The organism is Kitasatospora sp. NPDC007106, assembly GCF_040634455.1.
GTDB lineage: Bacteria > Actinomycetota > Actinomycetes > Streptomycetales > Streptomycetaceae > Kitasatospora > Kitasatospora arboriphila.
Genome location: NZ_JBEYFP010000741.1, coordinates 1 through 2,852, shown reverse-complemented (window position 1 = coordinate 2,852; position 2,852 = coordinate 1). Strand labels below are relative to the sequence as shown.

At 75.3% G+C, this 2,852-nt stretch carries 3 protein-coding genes and 1 pseudogene; all 4 read right to left on the bottom strand.

The window, feature by feature from the left end; all coding sequences use genetic code 11:
- Positions 1–86: 86 nt before the first annotated feature.
- Positions 87–329, bottom strand: coding sequence for an amphi-Trp domain-containing protein (locus tag ABZ641_RS31670; protein ID WP_344626925.1), 243 nt, complete (start codon positions 327–329; stop codon positions 87–89).
- Positions 326–1,552: an aromatic ring-hydroxylating dioxygenase subunit alpha gene (locus ABZ641_RS31665; protein WP_359987381.1), complete on the bottom strand. Its 1,227-nt coding sequence runs from the start codon at positions 1,550–1,552 to the stop codon at positions 326–328. Before ABZ641_RS31665 ends, ABZ641_RS31670 begins: the two co-directional genes overlap by 4 nt.
- Positions 1,553–1,814: 262 nt before the next feature.
- On the bottom strand, positions 1,815–2,258 hold the full coding sequence (locus ABZ641_RS31660; protein WP_344626923.1) for an SRPBCC family protein: 444 nt from the start codon (positions 2,256–2,258) through the stop codon (positions 1,815–1,817).
- A 193-nt stretch (positions 2,259–2,451) separates the two neighbouring features.
- Positions 2,452–2,852 (bottom strand): annotated as a pseudogene (locus ABZ641_RS31655) (hypothetical protein); the annotation flags it as partial.

The following is a 2,852-nucleotide window of genomic DNA, read 5'->3' as shown; positions in this document are numbered from 1 at the left end:
GGGCGCACTCCCGCCGGTCCCGACCCGCTGCCCTGCGACCCGCTGCCCCGCGAACCCCGTCGGGCGGCCGCGGCGGTCCGTCCCGCTCAGCCGTCCGCGGCCTCCCCGGTCGACCACTTCAGCTCGATCTCCACCTCGATCTCGCCCTCGCCCGACTCCACCTCCAACTCGGTGCGGAGCTCGTCGGGGACGCGCAGCGTGAGCACTCCCGGGCCGAGCTCCAGCTCGGCCGAACCGCCGTGGCGCAGCGCGGCCGCCAGCGCCTCCAGCTGCGCCGCCGCCTCGATCCGCGACAGCGAGCGCTTCTGCTCGAACTTCAGGTCCTTCACGGCTGCCTCCGATCGGCCGGCTGCGGTTCGGCGGACGCCCCGGCGAGCCCCTCACCGGCGCGGTCGGCGGAGCCGTTGGCGGAGGGTGCCCCGCCGGGGCCCGCGGAGGGCTGCGCCGAGATCGGGACGCCGTTGCTGCGCAGCACGTCGCGGACGTCCAGGATGAGCGGGAACACCTCGTGGTTGTGGTCCGCGCCCTGCTCGTCCCAGGCCCGCTGCTCGGCCTCCACCGCCATCCGGTCCTGCGCGAAGACCCGCTCGGTGAACCGCCGGATGAACGGCCACGCCACGTGCAGCGCCCCGGGGACGGGCGGCTTGGCGATCATCAGCAGGCCGTAGGCGTGGTTGGTGCGCTGCTCGGCGTCCTCCGGCACGTACGCCGCCCAGAGCGAGAACGCCGGGAGTTCGGCGTCCTCCGGCACGTCGTGCAGGGTCTGGTACGGGTACTCGGTGCGGATGGTGATGACGTCCGGCCGGTCCTTGCCGCCGAAGCCCTCGGCGGACAGCAGGCCCGCGCCGCGGTCCTTGCGGCCGCCGGCCGGCACGAAGAGGTAGCGCGCCTCCACGGACCGCGGCCCGCTCTCGTACCCGAGCAGCTCGGGCCTGATCCGGCCCAGCACGCCGCGGTGCAGGAACTGGTGGTTCATGTCGAGCAGGTTCTCGTGCATGAACGAGTAGTGGCACTTCACCGTGCGGGAGAACGTCATGGTGCGGTGCGTGGGCGAGCCGAACTCCGGCAGCACCGGGAACGGCGCGGACTCGGCCTTCTCCGGATCGCCGGGGAAGACGAACACCAGCCCGAAGGCCTCCCGCACCGGGAAGGACCGCACCCCGCGCGGCGGCCGCTCGCAGCCCTTCGGCAGGTACGGGATCTGCGAGATGCGGCCGTTCCCGCGGTAGGCCCAGGCGTGGTAGCAGCAGCGCAGGATCTCGTCCTCCACCACGCCCATGCTGAGCGGCACCTGGCGGTGCGCGCAGCGGTCCTCCAGGGCGTAGACCCTGCCGCTGCGGCCGCGGTAGAGCGCGATCCGCTCGCCCGCGAAGACGGCGGCGAAGGTGCGCTGCCGCCGGACCTTCCGCGACACGGCCACCGGGTACCAGAAGTCCGGGTTGATGCCGATCCGCCGGAGGTCCGCGGCCGACTCGCCGCGGCGGCCGTCCGGCCGGGCCGGGGTCGCTCCGGCGGAGGGTTGCCCGTCGGCTCCGGGTCGGGCCTCGGTCATGTCCTGCTCCCTTGCGCTCGGGCCTGCAGGGCGCCCCGCGGACGCGGAGGTCGGGGACGCACACCCGCGAACCGGCCGGCGTGCTCGGCGCAGAGCCGCTCCGGCGCTGATCCGCCGGACCCGGGACCGTCCGACGGCCCCGGCGGCACTCCACCTCCCCACGGTCGCCGGAGCACGCCCGGACGGCAACTCCGCGGGTGCGCCCACCGGTTGTCCCGGTGGGGCGGCGACGGCGCTGCGGACCGCCGCGGACCGCGGGTCGTCAGGAGTGCTCGACCGCGCTCTTGATCCGCTCGCCGAAGGCCGGTGCGTCCTTGCGGGCGGCGTGCAGGGCCGGGCCGAGCAGCAGCCGGCCCAGGCCGTGGCCCTCCAGCTCGTTGAAGATCCGCACCCTGGTGCGGCCGTCCGGCAGCGGTTCGAGGTCGTAGCCGCCCTCGGCGGTGATGAGGTTCTTGCTCTGCTCGGCCCAGCGGACCGTGCGGGGTGCCTCCAACCGGGTGATGCGGAACTCGCGGGCCGACTTCATCCCGGCGTCCTTCACCGTGCTGCGGAAGACCGTGCCGACGGCGGTCGGGCCGTCCGGCGACTTGGTGATCCGCTGGACGCGGGGGCTGAACTCGGGGTCGTGCCGGCCGTCCGCCAGATAGGCGAAGACCTGGTCCACCGGCCGGTCGATCTCGACGGTCGCCTCGAACTGTCCGGACATGTCCGCTCCTCGCTGGGCGTGGGGGCGTGGTACGGCCAGGATTCCAGAGGTCCCGGGCCGGTGCCTCCCCGCCGCCCCCGGGCCGGAACGGGTGTGCGCGTGCGGTCGTCCGGGTTGCCGGGCGGCGGGCGGCGCCCGACAATCCGGCAGGTCACGTCCCCCCGGCCTCCGGCCCCGGTTTGAGCGGCAGCGGTCAGCCGATCGCCTGCGCGTAGGCCTGCGCCTGCTCGGGCGTCAGCAGGTGCGACACCCGTACGACGACCACGCCCGAGCGGTACACGTAGTCGGGCCGGGCGCCGCCGGCCCCGGGCTGCTGCCGGCCGGCCAGGTCGTCTGCCCGTGCCCCGGCGTCCTCCGGGGCGGTGAAGACCTCCACGGCGCCGCCGTAGGAGACGGCGTCGCGCCGGCGCCCGGCGGCCTCCTCCCTGGCCAGCGGGCTGTCGGACACCCGGGTGTCGTCGAAGGCGGCCTTCGACGCGTACTGGCCGGGCCGGCCGAGCAGCCCGTCCGGGTCGTCGGCGCCAGCAGCAGGCTCACCGCGTACGCCCAGAACGGCGCCCGCCAGCCGGCCGAGCCGACGGCCCCGCCGATCGC

Coding starts and splice junctions, on each gene's coding strand:
- ABZ641_RS31665 (WP_359987381.1), bottom strand. CDS start 1,552: ATGACCGAGGCCCGACCCGGAGCCGACGGGCAACCCTCCGCCGGAGCG.
- ABZ641_RS31660 (WP_344626923.1), bottom strand. CDS start 2,258: ATGTCCGGACAGTTCGAGGCGACCGTCGAGATCGACCGGCCGGTGGAC.